The organism is Thermodesulfobacteriota bacterium (genome assembly GCA_034189135.1).
Lineage (GTDB): Bacteria > Desulfobacterota > Desulfobacteria > Desulfobacterales > JAUWMJ01 > JAUWMJ01.
Genome location: JAXHVO010000131.1, coordinates 1 through 19,277 on the forward strand (window position 1 = coordinate 1; position 19,277 = coordinate 19,277).

Sequence of the window (19,277 nt, forward strand, 5' to 3'; positions counted from 1 at the left end):
TTATTTACCTTTAACGAGTTGCCAATGCAAGTAAATTATGCATTTTCTGGAAAATCTTCGTTTTACTTCTATGCGATTTTACATCGTAAATTCAAACAGTTTTCAATTGTCGTTCAGACACAAACTAATAGAAACCGATGATGGTCTAGTCGAACGGTTGAGTGAACGTGAACTGGAGGTGCTGAGGCTCATTGCCGCCGGGCTATCCAACAATAAAATCATGGAGGAACTTTTCATCTCATTGAGCACCGTTAAAACCCACCTTAGGAACATCTATGGCAAACTAAACGTGCACAGCCGCACCGAAGCTATAGTTAAGGCTAAGGAGTTGGATCTTTTATAGTATTATAGTGATTTGCTTATAGTTGTGCAGCGGTTTTTCAGATATGTTCACAGGAAGGGTTTATTATTATTTCTTCTAAATGCATATCGGATCTTTGAATTTCTTAATGTTTTTAATATGTTATCAAACAATTGATCTTTCAATTATTTTTAATTAATTGGCTTTGAATGCTGCTGGCTATAAAGAAAATGGGGAATAGAACAATTAACATCAAAGATGCACAACTTCCTCTCCTTGAAACAAAACTATACATACCACAACCGCGACCTGATTTAGTCCAGCGAACGCATTTGATTGATCGACTGAATAAGGGCATTCATCATAAGCTCACGCTTATTTCCGCACCTGCCGGTTTTGGAAAGACAACCCTTTTGAGTGCGTGGATTTCCGATAATAAAATACCCGTGGCTTGGATTTCACTGGACAAAGACGATAATGATCCTGTCCAATTCATTTATTATTTAGTCGGTGCCTTGCAGAGCATTGATGTAACTATCGGTGAAACTGCGCTGGCCATGCTGCGATCCCCTCAAAAACCACCGATCGAGTCAATCATGACAAGTCTGATCAAGGAGATTTCTGAAATCCCCAATAAATGCACGCTTGCCCTTGATGATTATCACTGCATCGATAATAAACGGATTCATAGTATTGTTGAATTTTTGCTCGATTATATGCCAGCTCAACTACGCCTTGTCATCGCCACCCGCATCGACCCGCCATTACCACTGGCTAGAATGAGGGTTAGGAATCAACTAAACGAGCTTCATACTGCCGACCTTTGTTTCACTTATGATGAAGCGTCTCAATTCTTAAAAAAGGTCATGAACCTTGGAATCTCAAGTCATGATATCTCTGTATTAAAAGCGCGCACAGAAGGCTGGATTGCGGGGCTGCAACTGGCAGCATTATCAATGCGAGGTCGCAAAGATATTCCTGAGTTTATAAAGACATTTGCTGGAGACGACCGCCATGTTATTGATTATTTGGGGGAAGAAGTATTGAATCTTCAGCCGGGGCATATGCAAAATTTCCTGCTGCAAACGTCTATTCTCAATCGTTTATCAGGACCACTCTGTGATTTTCTTACCGGTCAAAAAGGCAGCCAGAAAATATTGGATGACCTGGAAAGAGCCAATCTGTTCATTTTTCCGTTGGACAACAAACGTTGCTGGTATCGTTATCACCATCTCTTCCTCGAACTGCTTCACAACAGGCTTCAACAGGAAAACCCTGACCTCATCCCTGACCTGCACCTGCGCGCGGCGTCATGGTTTGAGGTAAATGGACATATACAGGATGCCGTCAAGCATGCCTTGCGCCATCCCGACTTGAACCGAGCCGCCGAGCTTATCGACCGTCATGCCTTCAAAATGCTATACAGTGGGGAAGTGCAGAAGGTGCTGGAGTGGTTTGCATCTCTTCCAGCGTCTTCGATGCGATCCCATCCAAGGATGTGGATCGTTAAAGCTTGGGCATTGGCAACGATGCAGCGTGAAGACTTCCGGGAAGAAATTGAGAACCTGCTTCAACAGGCCGAGAACTATCTCATTGAATCCAAAGCCGATGATGGTCTTGTGAAGATAATAAACGGGCACGCCGCCAGCATACGGGCATTAGTAATGCAGTCACCTTTCGCGCACGGCCATGATCCAGAAAAACTTATAAGGCTTGCCCAACGTGCCCTGACGCTACTCCCGGAGGATGATTACGCCATCCGCAGTGTTAACACATCTATGATTGGATTCGGGCACCTAGGATTGGGTAATACTCAAGCAGCAGAGGATGCTTTTAAACAAACCTATCAGCAGGGAATAAAAGGAGGAAACTTCTACGCTGCAGTCTATGGTCTCATCAATCGTGCCTGGATTGCGTTTCATCTCGGGCGATTGGATCAGGTGATGAAGATTTGTCAAGCGAGTCTTGACGAAATCAATCGGCTGGTGGTCGACGCAGATCGAAATCTTCCACCAGTTGGCGGACTGCACATTCTGTTAGGGGTTGCATGCTTTGAGCAGAATAAACTTAAACAAGCCGAGGAGGCGTTGGCCTATGGTCTCAGGTTGATCCAATGGACAGGTGAATATGAAATGCACATTATAGGCTATAGAACTCTGGCTTGTTTGCTTTACTCCCAGCGGCGGCATGAAACCGCCGAAGAAGCGATCATGGCATTAGAACGAAGCTGGCCAGATGGGGATTTTTACACGAATGCATTACGTATGCGATTACACTTTTATGAGGGCCTGCCTACAGCAAAAGCGATAGTGAAGGTGCGAGCTTGGATAGAGGATGTACGCAAAGAAGTCATCCCTTTTGATGGCGATATACGATTGGCACCGTGGGATGTCGCCCGTCAGTTCCAGCTGCTGACCTGGTTCAGGTTGAACATCGCGCTCGCGAGAGTTGGTCGGACAATAGAAAACCTTCGCTTGATCATGGACAGAATAGCTGATTTACGAGATAAAGTTGGCAAGAATGGTTTTGTCAAGCAATTCATTGAGTTATCTCTCCTTGAGAGCTTGGCCCACGAAGCGATAGGTGAAAATGATAAGGCTCTTGTGCCGTTGAAGAATGCGGTCATTCATGGCGCACAGGGTGGCTTCATCCGCATTTTTGTAGATGAAGGCCTACCTATCGCTAACTTGTTGGAAAAAATTCTCGATACAAGGGTTGATGTTCTACGGGCGTATATAAAAAAATTGCTGTCAGCATTCAGGTTAAACAAGCTGATTAAAACAGATGACGGTCTGGTTGAGCTCTTGAGTGAGCGTGAATTGGAGGTGCTTAGGTTAATTGCAGCAGGACTATCCAACAAAAAAATCACGGAGGAGTTGTTCATCTCGATGAGTACGGTTAAAACCCACCTTAGGAACATCTATGGCAAACTAAACGTGCACAGCCGCACCGAAGCGATAGTAAAAGCTAAAGAGTTGGAACTATTATAGTTATAATGATAGTTTACTATTTAGCTGAGGAACTATTTTACATATTTGTCCACATATTGAGAGTTTAACTTTGAACCTCTTGCCCTTCTTTCTATCTTCCCAAGTAATTATTAACAGAATAATCCCCATTTCTAGACAAATCACAAACCTACCTTCATATACTAAAAATCATCCCTAAAAATCATACTTTCGGACGATTACATTCTCCATTGAGTGGCTTATTTTAATTTTAAAAAAAATGATCGATTTTCTTTGAAAGGAATCTGGCAATGGCAAAACACAAAGTTTGGCATGGTCCGGCGGACTATCAAATAAAAGTAAAAGGAAATCTCGGAAGCCAGTGGTCTGATTGGTTTGAGGGTATGACAATTGAATCCGAGGGAGCTTTTACAAACATAACAGGCAAAGTATTAGACCAACCAGCTTTGCATGGATTGCTCGTTCGAGTACGCGACCTTGGTTTACCTTTGATTTCCGTAAAGCGTGTTGAATTCGAACAAAATACCAAGAAATGAAGAACAAAAATCGTTATCATATTTAGGAAAAATAATCTTACTTACCATATATGACAAGAAAAATTATCGCATTTGGCATTTTTGTAAAACAAGTTTTTATAACTTATTGTAATTTATGAGCATTCAATTATGGCATGAAATTAGCACTAAATGCCAGATAAAGTCAAATAATGGATAACGCTTAAAAACAAGATCATTTATAATCAGGAACAAGATAGGAGAGAAGACGATGGATTTATATTTGATGGAACTTTTAGTCAAAGAAAGGCAACAACAAATATTAGATGATTTCAAGCGAATCAAAATATCCCGAGCTGTAAATAATCGTAAGGTAGGAATTTTCAAAAAATTTGTCCTGGGAGTGAGCAGGATTTTTATTGTCATTGGAACCTGCTTACAAAAACGGTATCGCCCATCTATCAAACCAGCAATAAGCGGCCATGGTTTTTGTTCAGCAAAGGGACAAAGGTATCTTATTGGTTTGGCCCAACGTCCAACCAAAAAATAGAGGAGTCAAAATGGAAAGTGAATTTATTCAACTTAAAAACAACTTAAAGATTCACTACGTAACCGCCGGAGATAAGGAAAATCAAACCCTGGTACTGCTGCACGGATGGCCGACCAATTGTTATTTGTGGCGGAATATTATGCCCAAGCTGGCGGAGAATTTTTATGTGATTGCACCTGATCTGCCGGGTTACGGCAATTCGGACAAACCGGAAGATGTGGCGTATAACCTTGATTTTTTTGTCGATTTTTTAAAGCATTTGTATGATGCCCTGGGGATTGACCAAGCCGATCTGGTAGGTCATGACACAGGTGGTATGGCAGCTTTGGGATTTGTTTCGCGTTTTCCGGAGATGACCCGCAGGTTTGTGATCACAGATACATCACCCTATGTAGAGTGGCCCATATTGCTGAAACTCATGGTGAAAAGTCTGCGAAGTCGATTAATGGCGCGCTGGTCACTGGTACGCTTTATATTTAAGGATAACTTAAGACGTCACGGGGTGTATCAAAAACAAGTGATCACCGATGAAGTGGTGAATCTCTACCGGAACCCGTATATGCAAAACCGTAACAGTCGCAGAGCATTCAGGCTGACCCTGCTGGAACCGCCGGAAGAGATGATCGAACCTGTTGAAAACATACGCCAAATACAGAATCCGACTTTAATTTTGTGGGCTGCAAAAGATCGCCTTTTTGGTGTGAACATCGCTGATCAACTAAACGAGGATATTCCCAATTCCAAATTAGTCATCGTCCCTGACAGCGGCCATTTTCTGCAGGAAGACCAACCGGAATTGGTAACGCAGCATATAAGAAATTTCTTAACGAGCCAGGCGTGATGGTTTGGGCGGGTTGGAGATTAAATATGTCAGAATTATTCGAAATAAAAAACAAAATGAATTTTATCCTAGTAAGCTGTTATAGATTTGAAAATTTTAGTGATGTAAAAACGTTGGTTAACGAGATATCCAATGCATGTAACCGGTACAACAGTTTTAAAATTTTAATTCATAATTTTTCTGCTCAACATTTATCGCCCTTACATTGCGTTTTAATTGTAGAGTATTTTGAAACCGCGGGCATAACCAAACATCATAGGATAGCTCTTGTTAACCCGATAAAAGACCACATTGATGACAAAGACAAATTTTTGGTCACAGTCGCAATGAATAGGGGTTGGGATAATATAAAAATTTTTGCTGAAATGGATGATGCAAAACAGTGGCTTGGAATGAATAACCAGAATGCTTGATTTTATGCTTAGGAGTGACCAATGAGTGATTATATCAAAGTCATAATTTTAATTCAATAAATTGAAAATATAAAGGAATGTTCACTATGAAATGGTTAGAGATTATCGAACTTCGATCAGTGGGCAGCGATCGGAAGCTGCTGGAATCGCAACTGAAAAAAAGGATTATTAGCTAAATAGACCGGCAAACCGGGAATCATCAATTTTAAAAGGTAAAATCAGATGGAAATAAATAAAACAGAAAAGGCCAAAAAACCGGCGAGGGTTGTACTTATTAGCATGGTTGTTTCCATAATTGTTCTTATTGTTGGCGTAATGGGGATGAAAATGATGGCAAGTATGAAAACCCCTCCGGCCGAGGCAAAAAATGGCGAACGCCACTTGCGGGTTGAAGCACTGCAGGTGAAGCAAGAGGATATTCCGGTATTTATAACCGGCTATGGCGAAGTAAAAACGTTGAATGTCGTACCCATCGCATCTGAAGTTGCGGGGAAAATCATTAAGATACACCCCAGATTAGAAGCCGGTGAGATAATTCCCCAAGGAGAGGTCCTTTTTAAAATTGACCCAACAGATTATATGACCGTCCGTAAAACCGGCAGGAAACGTTTAACCATCCTTGAACGAAGTCATGAACTGGCAAAAAATGAGTATGAGCGGGTTCGGAAATTGTTTGAAAATAACAGGGTTGGAACCCTGGCAGGTGTTGAAGCGGCTGAGAAGGCCATGCTTTCTGCATCTGATCTGACAAACCAGATTGCACAGGTTTTGGAAACAGCAGAAACCAATCTTGAACGATGTGAGGTCCGGGCCCCTTTTAACGCACGTGTCAAATCGGTTTCTTTGGAAAAAGGTCAGTATGTCACTCCGGGACAAAATGTGGTCACCCTGGCAGATGATTCGGTTCTGGAAATCCAGGTGCCTTTAGACAGTCGAGATGCCCGTGAATGGCTGTGTTTTAATGGAGAAAAAACAGATGATAAAACCGCATGGTTTTCCGGCCTTAAGAAAGTGCCATGCAAGATTCGCTGGACAGAGAATAATAACGGGCAGACCTGGGACGGCCAACTGCACCGGGTGGTGAAGTTTGACCAGCAGACCCGGACCCTTACGGTTGCTGTTAGGATCTATGCCGAAACCGCAAAGAAGAAAAATCCTCAGCCTTTGCCCCTGGTGGACGGCATGTTCTGCTCGGTAAAGATTCCGGGCAGAACTCTGCATAACGTTTTCCGACTCCCCCGCCAGGCGGTGAGCTTTGAGAATACGGTACATCTTGCGGTTAATAATCGCCTGGAAACAGTGCCTGCAAAGGTAGCACGTATAGAAGGTGAGAATGTCTATGTATACGGCGGTCTGAATGCTGGCGATATGGTTGTAACCACACGACTCATCGATCCGCTGGAAAATGCACTGTTGGAAATAACAAATAAAAACCAAAAGGAAAAGCAATCATGAAACGCGTACTGGCAGCATTTGCCCGAAACACGGTATTTGCCAATATTGTTCTTGTCCTGATCTTTCTGGCAGGTGGAATCGCCACCGTGTCCATGATCCGAGAGAATTTTCCGGAATTTTCTCTGGACATGATTACGATTTCAGTTCTCTATCCCGGGGCCGATCCCGAAGAAGTTGAAGAAGGGATCTGTCAAAAGATTGAAGAGGCCCTAGAAGGCCTGGAAGGGATCAAACAGTATACCACTCAGTCGAGTGAAAATGCCGGAACCGCCACGATCGAAGTGAAACAAGATTATGATGTGAGCGATGTATTGGACAGGGTCCGAACCAAAGTGAATGCCATTTCCACTTTTCCGGTTGATGCGGAAAAGCCGGTCATCTCTGAGTATATGCTTAAGGACCCGGTCATGTTGCTCTATCTTTCCGGCGACATGTCCGAACGGAGAATCAAAGAGTGGTCGGAGAGAATAAAGGACGAAATCCAGCAGCTTCCAGAGGTTTCTAAAGTGGAAATCTTCGGTGCCAGGGGGTATGAAATCGGTATCGAGGTATCCGAAGAACGGCTGCGTGAATATGGATTAACTTTCAACATGATTGTGGATGCCATTCGGCGCAGCAGCCTGAATCTTGCAGGCGGAACCATTCGGACTCAGGGAGAAGAGATTCGGGTACGAACTTTAGGACGTAAATATACGGGTGAGGCACTTTCTTCCATTGTTGTTCTGGCCCGCCCTGAAGGAGAAATCATCACCCTGGATCGTGTGGCCACCATTAACGACGGATTTACCGAAGATCCCATCAATGCCCTGATAAACGGCGAGCCATCTGTTCTTCTCACTGTTTATAAAACCAAAGAAGAAGACGCTTTAGTCATATCAGAGGCTGTTCAACAGTTTATCTCACAAAAACAGATGCAACTGCCTGTTGGTGCCCATATAAAAACACTTTATGATAATACGGACATGCTCCGGTCGCGGATCAATATGCTGTCGAAAAACCTCATTATGGGGCTGATGATTGTCTTTTTACTGTTGTGGTGTTTTTTAAATGCCCGGCTCTCATTCTGGGGAGGGATGGGGATTCCAGTTTCCATTGCAGGTGCAATGGCTATTCTCTGGGCCATCGGCGGCAGTATCAACATGGTATCACTTCTCGGATTAATACTGGTTTTGGGCATCGTGGTGGATGATGCCATTGTAGTGGGCGAAGCGATCTATTTCCACCGCAAGCAGGGTGAGCCACCCATAAAGGCGGCGGTGGAAGGTGTTTGTGAAGTAGGCATGCCGGTGATTGCCGCTGTAACAACATCTATTGTAACGCTTCTACCGCTTTTCTATGTCGGTGGTATTATGGGCAAATTCATCTCCATCATGCCTGCGGTGGTTATTGCCTGCCTGGTAGTTTCACTATTGGAATGTTTTATTTTGCTGCCGGCTCATCTGAGCCATCTTCCGGACCCAAATACAAGCAACAATAATCGAAACCCCCTGACACGTAAACTGGAAATAGTGCATCGCCTGACCAGTTCCGGAATGGAATGGTTTGTGGCCCATGTTTATACTCCATTTTTAAGCAGGGTTCTTTACTGGCGCTATATTTCACTTTGTATTGCCGTCAGCATCCTTCTCCTAACCATCGGGTTGATCAAGGGAGGCATCCTGAAGTTCGAAATATTTCCGGAGGTTGACGGGTTTATTATTACATCAACCGTAGAATTTCCCAGCGGGACACCGCCGGAGGTTACCGAACAAGCAATTGAACAGGTCGAAGCGGCACTGCTGCGCCTGGCTGAGCACACCGAAACCCGTTCGGGGGATCCTCTAATCCAAGACCGCATGGCTCTGGTCGGCCAGACCATGGAGGGGATACCAAGATCAGGGCCTTACTTGGGTTCGGTTCAGGCCATACTCCTGGACTCAAAGCGGCGTGGAATTCACACAAAAGATTTGATGGTCCAATGGGAAAAGGAGATAGGGCCAATCCCTGGGGTAAAGTCTTTGACTTTCGCGGGCCTGGAAGCCGGGCCTCCTGGTGCGCCCATCGAAGTATGGCTCCAGGGACAGGACATGAACGACATACTTGCTGCAGCCGATGATCTTATGGATCGACTCCGCATGTTCGAAGGGGTCTATCAGGTCCGTAGCGACTTTTCGCCGGGAAGAAATGAGATGCGGCTTGAATTAAAACCCGAAGCAAGGACCCTGGGGCTGACCGTGGATGACCTGGCAAAACAGATTTATGCCGGTTATTACGGGGATGAAGCACTTCGCCTGCAACGTGGACGGGACGATATCCGGATCAAGGTTCGCTATACCGCAAATGAACGCAGACGGGTTTCAGACCTTGAAAGGGTGCGTATAAGAACCCGAAACGGACATGAAGTTCCGTTGATATCGGTGGCAGACATTTCTTTTGCACCGGGATACTCAACCATCACACGCACTGATGGGATGCGCCGCGTGGCTGTTAGTGCAGACGTGGACACCAACAAGGCCAATGCCAATGAAATTTTTTCCGAACTTTCATCAAACTTTTTCACTAAGCTTAAGCGGCAATATCCGGGACTCAATGTGGCTCTTCAGGGAGAACAGAAAAAGATGCGGGAGTCGTTTGACAGTCTGTTTGTGGGTTATCCCCTGGCCATACTGGGGATTTTCATTATTATCGCAACCATGTTCCGTTCTTATGCCCAGCCTTTTGTGATTCTATTTACGATACCCTTCGGGATCATTGGCGCGGCTTTTGGACACCTTCTTTTAGGCTATAATCTGTCGATCATGAGCATATTCGGGATTGTGGCTCTTACAGGAGTGGTGGTCAACGACGCCATTGTATTGATCGAACGGATCAACGAGAATATTGCCGAAGGGATGTCGTTTTTTGACGCGGTCTTAAGCGGGGGTGCGCGGCGGTTCAGGGCCATCTTTCTTACTTCACTCAGTACGATAGGCGGACTGACTCCGCTGATCATGGAAACGGACTTTCAGGCTAATTTCCTCATTCCCATGGTCCTTTCCATTGCCGCAGGCATTGCCTTTGCAACTGTCTTAACCCTGGTGCTGGTTCCCAGCCTGATGGCGTTGCTCAGCGATGCCCGTCTTCTGGTCCATCGGCTGAAACATGGCTTTTGGCCAAAACGGGTGGACGTGGAACCGGCACGGGATCGGCATCTGGATCCTCTGACAGATGAACCTGCTATGGAAACAAGACCTGTTTTTACTTAAAAGGGAGTAGAGACGATGAAACGATATGGCTATTTAGTATTAGTCCCATATATAATCATAATACTATCAGCAAAGGGCCTTGCACAGGATATCCAGGATATTCGGACAGAATCGCTCGACTTGAATACGATCCGGGTCCTGGACCTGAAAACCGCAGGAAAGATTGCTCTGGCGGACAATCCGTCCCTTGCAGCAGCCCAGGCCCGGGTCAGACAGGCAAGGGAGCGCGTCCTTCAGGCCCGTTCGGCATATTGGCCCCGGTTGGATGCTAAGGCTTCGGCTTCTCAAGTTTCACTTTCGGATAATGACTATCAAACAAATCTGACCAATGCCAGGCTTTTCAACCCCAACGCTACTATTGAGGACCCGGAAGACTATTACAAGGGTGAACTCACCGCCACCTGGGTTTTATTCAACGGTTTTGAGCGAAAATTTGCAAATGCTGCTGCACGCTATGGGGAAGGCCAAAGCGAATCAGCTCAAAGGGATGCAAAACGCCTGCTGTTATCGTCAGTGGCAGGGGCCTATTTTGCAGCTCAACTGGCCCTGGAAAACATCGCCATAGCCAAAGCAGATGAAGTGTTTAACCAGCAGCAGCTTATGGAAGCCAGAGCCCGTCGCCGTGTAGGAAGCGGGTCGCTGAGTGATGAACTGAACTTTGGAGTCCGGGTCAACTCGGCCAAAGCCAAACGGATAAATGCAGAGAAAGCCTATGAAGTGGCCATGTTCGGATTGGCCGCTATTTTAGGGGTTCCGGGAGCGGTTTTTCCTGCAAGCCTCGAACTGGCAAAGCTTGAACATGAAATACCCGAGGAACTGTTTTCCCCTGTCCCCGAAACCCTTATCACTTACGCACAATCTCATCGTCCGGATGTTCTGCAAAGCGAATTTGCATTAAAACAGGCCATATCAGAAATTAAAATTGCCCGTGCCAAATTTTTCCCCACGGTTAACCTGTTGGCAACTATGGAGGGGAACAGGGCAGAGAATGGAAGTTTTGAGAATGAAGATTTCGGTAATACAGTGGCTATAATGCTTGAATACAATCTTTTTGCCGGTGGAGCGAACCGTGCAAGGTACAGGGAAGCAAAAGCCAAACAGGTTGAAGTTGAGAAAGCATTGGAGGATGTAAGACTAAAGGTAAGTTCCGAGGTTCGTGCATCTCTGGCAAAACTGCACTCCGCCCAGAAGGAGCTGGTTCTTCAACGTTCTAATGCTGACCTGGTTCGCCAAAATCGTGATCTGGTAGAAAAAGAGTATGCAGCAGGGCTGGGCTCTCTGGTGCGCCTGAATGAAGCCCAGCGTGACCTTATCTCAGCACAGAGTCGTTTGGCCTTGGCCCTGGTATCTCTCAGGCAGGCGTGGTTCAATCTTGAAACAGATACAGGGCGGATACTGCTATCTTTTGCCGATTAATAGTGGTCAATACCAAATCGTTTGCACAAGAATTAAGTTTATTTGATATGACTTGTGACCAGATTCCATATAAAGATCATTATTTCGACCATGTTATCTGTTGCGGCACAATGCATTTTGTGGGTGATTTGAGCAATCTTTTTGTTGAAGTAGAGCGAGTGATGAAACACGGCGGGATATTTGCCTTTACAATTGCGTCGCAAGAAACGAAAAGTTCTTACATCAAGGATGATACATCATGGGGTATACCAATATTCAAACATTCTTCACCGTATATTATGGATTTGCTAAATAAGAACGGTTTTAAATTGCAGAAAGAGCAGCGGTTACTCATAAAGGGTGCAGACAAGATTATTTATGATATGCTGTTTTCTGCCTTAGTTGCCGAATATCAGAAAAAGCCACGATAACGATCCGAGAAGTTGCCTGAATACTGAACACAGCCAGCGGTAGTGCCAAGAACTTTTTGGAGTGTATTAATGCGTTGTTTTTATTAGTTAATTAAAATCTTACTGTCAAAGATCAGTTAGGCATTCCAGCCCAAAGTCACCGAGAGGAGTTAAAACATGGATATTCGTGAAAATTGGAAAGAAGTAAAAAGCCTCTTCAAGGAGTCGTTCAAATCTTCATTTCACTATGCAATAACAACTGTGTCTGAGGGCGGTGAGCCGCACGTAACTCCGATAGGGGCATTGATACTTGGTAAGCCAGGTCATGGGTTTTATTTCGAAAAATTCCCGCGACATCTTCCGCGCAATTTGGGAAGTAACAAACAGGTTTGTGTTCTGGCGGTTAATAGTAGTAGATGGTTTTGGATCAAGTCGCTGGTAGGCGGGAAATTTACTAATCCACCAGCAGTTCGACTGCATGGAGTAGCTGGTGAGTTGAGGGAAGCCACCGACAAGGAAATTGCGCTTTGGCAAAAAAGAGTCCAGCGTGTCAGTTTTAGTAAGGGGCATGCACTAATGTGGCGAAATATGAGCATGGTAAGGGATATCGAGTTCACCAAAGTCGAACCAGTTCATATTGGTGAGATGACCAGCGGTAGCTGGAGTGCCTAAAACTCATTAGAGGAAAACTATGGAACAGCAAGATTCATTCAGAATAGTAGTAGGTTGGCTGACGATAATTTTGGGAATTTTTACTTTGACAGCATTTGCTGGTGAAGTTTTTGACCTTAAAAATATCGCTCTTACAGGATTGGTGATATATCTAATCTTAGCTCCAGTATGGGCTTTCTGGTTGGGCATAAGTTTAGTTCGAGGAAAAGAGCTACAGCTTGCGAATCCCTAACCCAAAGCGGAATGGAAATCATATGGATATGAAATCATTCGACACTTCATTGCTCTATGTTTTAAGCGGTACCGGCAATACCTTTCGGGTGGCACGGTGGATAGAAGACTTTTTTGAAAAAAGCGGAATTGCAACCCAACTTAAATTTATCGAAAATGCTGACTTGCAAGAAGATTTTAAACATTGCGACCGTCAACTGACCACTGTCTTGTTTCCCACGCACGGATTTATGCCGCCTTGGTCCATGATCAAATTTTTGATCAAAATGCCCCGGCAAAAGAAAGCAACGGTTCTGAGCATTGCCACCCGAGGTGCTTTTTGGATTGGGCCTGTAAAGGTACCGGGCGCAGCCGGTTTTGCAAACTTCTTTGCCGCATTGGTCCTATTGTTCAAGGGGTATGATATCCGGGGATTTTTCAGTCTGGACATGGCATCCAACTTTAACAATCTTCATCCCAGCCTTACGCTTGCTGCCGTGAACGGTATATGTAAAAAATCAAAAAGGAAAATTGAGTTTTTCATGTCTCGTGTGATGGCGGGCAAGCGGGTGCTGTTTACCCTGAACAACCTGTATGAAGGCATATGGGCAAGCTTTTTGTTTTGGTTGATTCCGATATTTCCGATTCTCTATCTGATTTTCGCTAAAACAACTATGGCTAAAATCATGTTTGCCAACAACAATTGTGTGTCCTGTGGGATGTGTGCAAAAATGTGCCCAAACCATGCTATTGAAATGAAAAGCTTTTTTGGCAAGAAGCGACCGTTCTGGACCTATCACTGCGAAAATTGCATGCGATGCATGGGGTATTGCAGGAAAAAGGCGGTTGAGGCCGGGCACTCCTGGGCTTTCCTGCTAACCTTTATCATGGCTGTCCCTGTGTTCGCAAATATAACGACGGGGCTGACCAATGCTGTAGGGAGCTTTTTGGGGATTAAAAACTATTGGCTCATGCTTTTGGTTGAAGCGCTTTACTATATACCAGCTCTTTTTTTATCCTATTGGATATTCTGGATGCTGATCCGGATTCCGGCGGTCAATACGCTATTCAGCGTTACGACGCTGACCCATTATTTCAAACGGTTTCATGATCCGGAAACCCGGGTTAGATTTCTGATGAAAAGACAGAAAATAAAAGAAAAAAATAAGATAGATCAGGGGGACATTTTGCTGCATTCAAACAAGTAAAATACACTGGTTTCGAGCCGGTATATTTTTTGATGGTTCTGTTTTCAATGAAAAGACAAAGAAAAAATTATTATGAATGTAGAGTTAAAATATTTTTCAGGAACCGGCAACTCGTATAAAATTATAGATACGTGTAAAGAAATGTTTATTCAAAACGGCTGTAAAGCTACACTTTCTTCTATTACAGACAAATCTAATATAAACCAAGACGCAGATTTAATTGGATTTTGTTTTCCAGTTTATGCGTTTGGAATTCCACGAATATGCAGGAAACATTTATTAAATTTGCCTAGATTTAAAAGTCCAATAAATACTTTTATATTGATTACAGCAGGTAACTCAGACGAATCAGGTTTTTCTGTTAAGGAAAGCGCTAAAATTTTGAAAAAGAAGGGACTTAATGTAACTTATAGTGAAGTTATTCAAATGCCTATAAATTGGACAGTATCGATGAACCCGCCATCAAAAGAAGAGGCGCAATTGATAATCAACACCGGCGTAATTAAAGCAAAGGAAATAGCACAAGACATTCTAGATGGTATGCTACACCATCATGCTTTAAATTATCCATCAACATATAGTAAATTTGGTTTCTATAAAGATTATTATTTGTTCAAATGGTTAGGCGTCAGTACTTTGTGGAGAAATTTTAGAACGGATGAAACGTGTGATTCGTGTGGATTGTGTGAAAAAATATGTCCGACTAATAGTATACAAATTGTTGATGATAAACCTAAATGGGCAAAAACATGTGAACAATGTATGCGTTGTGTTAATTATTGTCCGAAACAAGCAATTTTTCAAAAAGGAGAAGGCAGCATAAAAGGTAAAAACATATATTACGAACCTACTTTTAAACCATTAAAAATAAAAAAGCAAAAAGCAAAAAAAGCTAATGCAACCGACGCAAAAAGCCGCGCGGCTGCTTAGCGGCGTTATCCAGTTTTTAGGAGGAGAAGATTTATGAATTTAAGATATACTCTTTCATTTCTACGTATTTTGAAAATATCTGGTCTTTACCCCCTTATGAAAGATTGGCAGGCATCCGTAAGAATTAATTTTATCTTTGCCGCCTATGAATCCGGTTTGTTGAAAGCCTTGAGCCAACCATGTGATAGGAAGACTTTGATTGAGAAATTACAGATAAAACGACCTGAACTTTTTGATGCGCTTTTAGAAGTCGGGCTCGCTGCAAAAGAATTGGCAGTTAAAAATGAAAAATTCTATATCAAAGGGAAAAGATCTAAAGCTATTGCAGATGCCAATGGAGATATGCTCGCAGCCATCATACAGGCAAGTGTCACATATTACAGCGATGCTTATAAAAAAGTGACTTCACGGATGCATGGGGAAGAGCTTGGAGACAATCTTAATGAAATAGGAGAGATAGTTGCCAGATTTTCGAAAATGACGGAACCGATCATTAAGGATTTTCTTGCATCTGTGGTGCGAGGTAGAAATCCTATGACAGTATTAGATGTGGGGTGCGGTTCCGGCTTCTTATTACGCAGCGTTTATGAAATTAACAGTAATGCAAACGGTATAGGTTTGGACATTGATGAAGCAGTTGTTGATCAGGCAAAGAATAACATCAACGCATGGGGCCTGACAGATCAATTCAAAATTCATCATGGAAACATATCCAGCTTTTCTGAAAAAGTAGGCCCTTTCGATCTGATTTCATTAATAAATATACTTTATTATTTCAACGAAGAAGATCGTTATGATTTAATGAATAATCTGTGTAAAAAGCTATCGCCTAACGGTATTTTAATAGTTGTCATGAATTTCCACAGTAAGGGGAAGGACATTGGTGCGGCGAACTTGAATGTGGTTAATAACTCTTTAATAGGGCTGACTCCTCTTCCTGACATAGATGAAATTAAATCGCTTTTGGAGCAATGTGGTTTATCTAAAACCAAGATTCATCAATTCATGCCTGGAAGCTCATTTTTGGGATTAGTTGCCTACAATTCATGAAAGTTGAAAAAAGGATAACAACTATATCAACTCGGACTGGCTATTCCGCTGCGCTCCATTACCAGCCGCCTATACGGGGTGTTATTTTTTTTAATAAGCCACCAGGAGAGTAAAATGGAATATCAAGAAATTTTGAGTTTTCTTGCACCTTGCGGATTAAGCTGTAGTAAATGTTTTGCCTTTACAAAAGGAGATATCAGTTTTCATAGTAAGGAACTACAAAAACTACTTGGAAATTTTGATATTTATGCCGAACGTTTTTCAGCCTTCCTGCCAGAATTCAAGGAGTACCCATCATTTAAAAGGTTGCTCGCGTATTTTGCCGCCCCAGACTGTATAGGTTGTCGGCAAGGTACATGCAAATATCCTAATTGTGGTGTAATTGATTGTTATAAGGATAAGGGCGTAGATTTTTGTTTTCAATGTGACGATTTTCCTTGTGATAAAACAAATTTTGATCCTCACTTGGAAAAAAGATGGCTCCAAATGAACAATCGCATGAAGGAAGTAGGCGTTGAAGCATATTACGAAGAAACCAAAGATATAGGTAGATATCTATAGAACGTATGTATGGTTTAATAAACTGAAACATAACAACAGGTTCCATCAGGCCACCCGAACTATGCCGTTTTTGAAAGTCATTGCTTTTAAGTAATATTTCATTGTTTTAAATGGTGTCGTTGTAAGCTGACGGATGCTGAAGCGGGGGCGCCTCTAAATAGGGAAGTAAAATAAGGAGAGATATGTCATGAAGATATTTGTTCTTTGTTTATGTATCGTTTGTAGTATTGTTGCTATTGCAATTTATACCTACGCTCTTAAACTTCGTATAAAAGAGTTAAAAAAGAAGGAGACGAATAATTTGGAACTTAAAAAGAATGATACATAAAATCGAATTTATTACACCGGCCCTTTCAATATTTTTATATGGGATAGTCAGGTGGTAGAAGTTTAGAGAATAAAAAATTCTTAAAATAATAAAGTAATTTTATAGATAAGCTATTAATTATAAGGATGTGAAGCATGACAGAAGCGATACATTTGCGGTACAAAAAGACACCATTACTCTCTTTTTTAAAAGTTCTCTTATACGCATTTTGGGGTAAATCGAAAAACTTCAATGGTAAGGAGTCTATTCCTTCCATATCCGCGACATTGACTAGAATGGAGATTAACCGAAAACATTTATCTCGGTTCAATAAAATTTGTAATATAAAAAATAGTGATGAACTTTCATTAATCTACCCAATAACCTTAGCATTTCCTTTGTTTCAGAGAATACTCAGCCTGAAACAAGCTCCCTTATCCATGTTCAACGTATTAGGTAAATATTTAAAAATCATACAATACAGAGAAATTGGTACTGATGAAAAATTTGATATTTTTTGTGAAATTTCGAGTATTAGAATTGTTTCAAAAGGATTAGAAATAGATCTTTCTGCTGTCATTAAAATCGCAGAAAAAACTGTTTGGACAGCCACGGAAACATTCTTTTATAGAGGATATTTCGGAGAACCTGATACAAACATTGAAAAGGTCGCATTCGAATCCATTCCTGACGCAAAGATAATTGCCGAGTGGTTTCTGCATAGTGGGAATGGCTTTCGTTTTGCCCGGATTTCTGGCGATGGGAACGGTATTCACTATTCCAAGTTTTATGCACGGTTATTCGGTTTTGAGAGAGACTTTGCACAGCCCTTTCTCATTTTGGGAAACACCCTAAAGTATTTAAATAATAATGAGAAAAATGCAGCTATTTCCCTTAGCGTTGCTTTCAAGGGGCAGTTTTATTATGACAAAAATGTTACTATCAAAGGCGTAAAAATAGATGGCGGGAACCGATTCGACATATATAGTGATGGAAATGATCGTCCCTGCATGAGTGGAATCCTTAATAATTAGATAGGGAAATAATCGCTTTAATTGATTGAATAATAAAGTTTTTTAGAAAATGCTGATTACTTCGTGTTGCAATCAATTACGAAATCGCGACATAACAATCTGCTGGTAGGGACAGAAGGGACTCGCAGCTTTAGCTTCTGATTATTTCCTACTAAACGTGCCACTTTCTGTGGTATTCTCATCCTGTTGCCCCCACAGCAGTACGTTATGTGTCATAATCAACAAAGGAGTCATTATGTTCAAAGAACTAAAAGAAATAAATTCACGCCCTGCACCTTTTCAATTTTATACAGCAGATGAGCTGTGGACAAATGAGCATACATCAAAACAAATGCTTGAATACCACTTAAATGAATCAATTGATGCTTCATCTCGAAACAAGGGCTTTATTGAGCGCTCTGTGGAGTGGATTGTCTCTCATTTTGAAGTGGATAAAAGCACTGAAATTGCAGATTTTGGTTGTGGTCCAGGGCTATACACAACCAGGCTGGCAGAACGAGGTGCAATTGTTACCGGCATTGATTTCTCTGAAAATTCCCTAAAGTATGCAAAACAGTTAGCTGATAAAAAAGGATTAAATATAAATTATGTCCATGCAAACTATTTAGATTTTGAAACACCGGAGAGTTTCGACCTTATCATAATGATCATGTGTGATTTCTGTGTGTTAAGTCCAGAGCAAAGAAAAAAAATACTCTCAAAATTCAATTCATTATTGAAGCCGGACGGCTCTGTGCTGCTTGATGTGTATTCTTTAAATAGCTTTAACCAAAAAAGAGAATCAGCAACCTACGAACTGAATCAATTAAATGGCTTTTGGTCTCCGGGTGATTATTACTGTTTTGTTAACACATTCAAATACGAGAAAGAGAAAGTAATCCTTGATAAGTACACAATAATTGAAAAATCACGAAAACGTATAGTATACAACTGGCTACAGTATTACAGCAAAGACTCACTTAGAAATGAATTTGAAGAAAATGGTTTTAAGGTGGAAGGACTATACTCAGATGTTGCTGGTAAAACCTTCGCCTCTGAATCAGTAGAAATTGCTATTGTTGTAAAGAAATCATGAATAACCACCACATAACACATTATGTGGACAGCAATAAGCGGTACCCCTCGTTCCTCGTAGCTAGTGTCTGAACGACAATTGAAAACTGTTTGAATTTACGATGTAAAATCGCATAGAAGTAAAACGAAGATTTTCCAGAAAATGCATAATTTACTTGCATTGGCAACTCGTTAAAGGT

18 protein-coding genes are annotated in these 19,277 nt (G+C 42.2%); all 18 read left to right on the top strand.

Annotated elements, in window-relative coordinates; all coding sequences use genetic code 11:
- Positions 1 to 106: 106 nt before the first annotated feature.
- The 18 genes from SWH54_19490 (at position 107) to SWH54_19575 (ending at position 19,099) form a co-directional block, all read left to right on the top strand.
- A complete protein-coding gene (locus tag SWH54_19490) occupies positions 107 to 343 on the top strand; it encodes a LuxR C-terminal-related transcriptional regulator (GenBank protein MDY6793452.1) in 237 nt (78 codons plus the stop codon).
- Positions 344 to 531: 188 nt separating this feature from the next.
- Positions 532 to 3,291 carry a LuxR C-terminal-related transcriptional regulator gene (locus SWH54_19495; protein ID MDY6793453.1) on the top strand — a complete coding sequence of 920 codons (2,760 nt, stop codon included), beginning with the start codon at positions 532 to 534 and terminating at the stop codon, positions 3,289 to 3,291.
- Positions 3,292 to 3,560: 269 nt separating this feature from the next.
- A complete protein-coding gene (locus SWH54_19500) occupies positions 3,561 to 3,806 on the top strand; it encodes a hypothetical protein (GenBank protein ID MDY6793454.1) in 246 nt (81 codons plus the stop codon).
- Between the two features lie 229 nt (positions 3,807 to 4,035).
- Positions 4,036 to 4,314 carry a hypothetical protein gene (locus SWH54_19505; GenBank protein MDY6793455.1) on the top strand — a complete coding sequence of 93 codons (279 nt, stop codon included), beginning with the start codon at positions 4,036 to 4,038 and terminating at the stop codon, positions 4,312 to 4,314.
- A gap of 10 nt (positions 4,315 to 4,324) precedes the next feature.
- On the top strand, positions 4,325 to 5,155 hold the full coding sequence (locus SWH54_19510; GenBank protein ID MDY6793456.1) for an alpha/beta hydrolase: 831 nt from the start codon (positions 4,325 to 4,327) through the stop codon (positions 5,153 to 5,155).
- Positions 5,156 to 5,181: 26 nt separating this feature from the next.
- Positions 5,182 to 5,568, top strand: a complete 387-nt coding sequence (locus SWH54_19515; protein ID MDY6793457.1) for a hypothetical protein — start codon at positions 5,182 to 5,184, stop codon at positions 5,566 to 5,568.
- 222 nt (positions 5,569 to 5,790) lie between these two features.
- On the top strand, positions 5,791 to 7,023 hold the full coding sequence (locus tag SWH54_19520; protein ID MDY6793458.1) for an efflux RND transporter periplasmic adaptor subunit: 1,233 nt from the start codon (positions 5,791 to 5,793) through the stop codon (positions 7,021 to 7,023).
- Positions 7,020 to 10,247 carry an efflux RND transporter permease subunit gene (locus tag SWH54_19525; protein ID MDY6793459.1) on the top strand — a complete coding sequence of 1,076 codons (3,228 nt, stop codon included), beginning with the start codon at positions 7,020 to 7,022 and terminating at the stop codon, positions 10,245 to 10,247. The genes SWH54_19520 and SWH54_19525 overlap by 4 nt, the downstream gene beginning before the upstream one ends.
- 15 nt (positions 10,248 to 10,262) lie before the next feature.
- On the top strand, positions 10,263 to 11,663 hold the full coding sequence (locus SWH54_19530; protein ID MDY6793460.1) for a TolC family protein: 1,401 nt from the start codon (positions 10,263 to 10,265) through the stop codon (positions 11,661 to 11,663).
- Positions 11,664 to 11,665: 2 nt separating this feature from the next.
- Positions 11,666 to 12,073, top strand: a complete 408-nt coding sequence (locus tag SWH54_19535; protein MDY6793461.1) for a methyltransferase domain-containing protein — start codon at positions 11,666 to 11,668, stop codon at positions 12,071 to 12,073.
- Between the two features lie 156 nt (positions 12,074 to 12,229).
- Entirely contained in the window at positions 12,230 to 12,724 is a 495-nt protein-coding gene (locus SWH54_19540; GenBank protein MDY6793462.1) for a pyridoxamine 5'-phosphate oxidase family protein, read from the top strand.
- 19 nt (positions 12,725 to 12,743) lie between these two features.
- Entirely contained in the window at positions 12,744 to 12,956 is a 213-nt protein-coding gene (locus tag SWH54_19545) for a hypothetical protein (protein ID MDY6793463.1), read from the top strand.
- Between the two features lie 22 nt (positions 12,957 to 12,978).
- Complete coding sequence (locus tag SWH54_19550; GenBank protein ID MDY6793464.1) at positions 12,979 to 14,142, top strand: EFR1 family ferrodoxin; 1,164 nt, start codon at positions 12,979 to 12,981, stop codon at positions 14,140 to 14,142.
- Between the two features lie 72 nt (positions 14,143 to 14,214).
- The gene (locus SWH54_19555) at positions 14,215 to 15,072 is read left to right on the top strand and encodes an EFR1 family ferrodoxin (GenBank protein ID MDY6793465.1); all 858 of its coding nucleotides are present in this window, start codon (positions 14,215 to 14,217) and stop codon (positions 15,070 to 15,072) included.
- A 33-nt stretch (positions 15,073 to 15,105) separates the two neighbouring features.
- Positions 15,106 to 16,122: a class I SAM-dependent methyltransferase gene (locus tag SWH54_19560; protein ID MDY6793466.1), complete on the top strand. Its 1,017-nt coding sequence runs from the start codon at positions 15,106 to 15,108 to the stop codon at positions 16,120 to 16,122.
- A gap of 114 nt (positions 16,123 to 16,236) precedes the next feature.
- Positions 16,237 to 16,683, top strand: a complete 447-nt coding sequence (locus SWH54_19565; GenBank protein MDY6793467.1) for a DUF3795 domain-containing protein — start codon at positions 16,237 to 16,239, stop codon at positions 16,681 to 16,683.
- Positions 16,684 to 17,145: 462 nt separating this feature from the next.
- The gene (locus tag SWH54_19570) at positions 17,146 to 18,024 is read left to right on the top strand and encodes a hypothetical protein (protein MDY6793468.1); all 879 of its coding nucleotides are present in this window, start codon (positions 17,146 to 17,148) and stop codon (positions 18,022 to 18,024) included.
- A gap of 235 nt (positions 18,025 to 18,259) precedes the next feature.
- Positions 18,260 to 19,099, top strand: coding sequence for a class I SAM-dependent methyltransferase (locus SWH54_19575; protein ID MDY6793469.1), 840 nt, complete (start codon positions 18,260 to 18,262; stop codon positions 19,097 to 19,099).
- The last annotated feature ends 178 nt before the right edge of the window (positions 19,100 to 19,277 follow it).

Coding starts and splice junctions, on each gene's coding strand:
- SWH54_19500 (MDY6793454.1), top strand. CDS start 3,561: ATGGCAAAACACAAAGTTTGGCATGGTCCGGCGGACTATCAAATAAAA.
- SWH54_19505 (MDY6793455.1), top strand. CDS start 4,036: ATGGATTTATATTTGATGGAACTTTTAGTCAAAGAAAGGCAACAACAA.
- SWH54_19530 (MDY6793460.1), top strand. CDS start 10,263: ATGAAACGATATGGCTATTTAGTATTAGTCCCATATATAATCATAATA.
- SWH54_19565 (MDY6793467.1), top strand. CDS start 16,237: ATGGAATATCAAGAAATTTTGAGTTTTCTTGCACCTTGCGGATTAAGC.
- SWH54_19555 (MDY6793465.1), top strand. CDS start 14,215: ATGAATGTAGAGTTAAAATATTTTTCAGGAACCGGCAACTCGTATAAA.
- SWH54_19550 (MDY6793464.1), top strand. CDS start 12,979: ATGGATATGAAATCATTCGACACTTCATTGCTCTATGTTTTAAGCGGT.
- SWH54_19540 (MDY6793462.1), top strand. CDS start 12,230: ATGGATATTCGTGAAAATTGGAAAGAAGTAAAAAGCCTCTTCAAGGAG.
- SWH54_19520 (MDY6793458.1), top strand. CDS start 5,791: ATGGAAATAAATAAAACAGAAAAGGCCAAAAAACCGGCGAGGGTTGTA.
- SWH54_19495 (MDY6793453.1), top strand. CDS start 532: ATGGGGAATAGAACAATTAACATCAAAGATGCACAACTTCCTCTCCTT.
- SWH54_19515 (MDY6793457.1), top strand. CDS start 5,182: ATGTCAGAATTATTCGAAATAAAAAACAAAATGAATTTTATCCTAGTA.
- SWH54_19525 (MDY6793459.1), top strand. CDS start 7,020: ATGAAACGCGTACTGGCAGCATTTGCCCGAAACACGGTATTTGCCAAT.
- SWH54_19560 (MDY6793466.1), top strand. CDS start 15,106: ATGAATTTAAGATATACTCTTTCATTTCTACGTATTTTGAAAATATCT.
- SWH54_19510 (MDY6793456.1), top strand. CDS start 4,325: ATGGAAAGTGAATTTATTCAACTTAAAAACAACTTAAAGATTCACTAC.
- SWH54_19545 (MDY6793463.1), top strand. CDS start 12,744: ATGGAACAGCAAGATTCATTCAGAATAGTAGTAGGTTGGCTGACGATA.
- SWH54_19575 (MDY6793469.1), top strand. CDS start 18,260: ATGTTCAAAGAACTAAAAGAAATAAATTCACGCCCTGCACCTTTTCAA.
- SWH54_19570 (MDY6793468.1), top strand. CDS start 17,146: ATGACAGAAGCGATACATTTGCGGTACAAAAAGACACCATTACTCTCT.